At 62.9% G+C, this 251-nt stretch carries 1 pseudogene; it reads right to left on the bottom strand.

Annotated elements, in window-relative coordinates:
• Positions 1-124: 124 nt before the first annotated feature.
• Positions 125-251: pseudogene (locus FMEAI12_RS40340) on the bottom strand (RNA-directed DNA polymerase); the annotation flags it as partial.

Below are 251 nucleotides of genomic sequence, written 5' to 3'. Positions count from 1 at the left end.
GATAGCATTCGGCATCGGACAGATCAGTCGGATACCCGCGCCGCTCGGCCATCACCAGCCTCCCTCACACCGAGGCTTCACACACCCCCTGCCCTACCCATCCTGACCCTTTTCAGACACCCTCTAGTGCGGTGTGGCATCCCCGGCCAGGACGGAAACCGTAAGACAGATCGGAGAAGGTCGGTTCGTAGTACGCCTCCAACAGCAGGCGGACCACCTCACCGACCAGCTTGTCCGACCACGGCGGCAGC

Origin of the sequence: Parafrankia sp. Ea1.12 (genome assembly GCF_900465275.1) — a bacterium.
Classification (GTDB): Bacteria; Actinomycetota; Actinomycetes; order Frankiales; family Frankiaceae; genus Parafrankia; species Parafrankia soli.
Note: the sequence above shows the minus strand (reverse complement) of the source record. Positions and strands in the feature narration are given on the sequence as shown.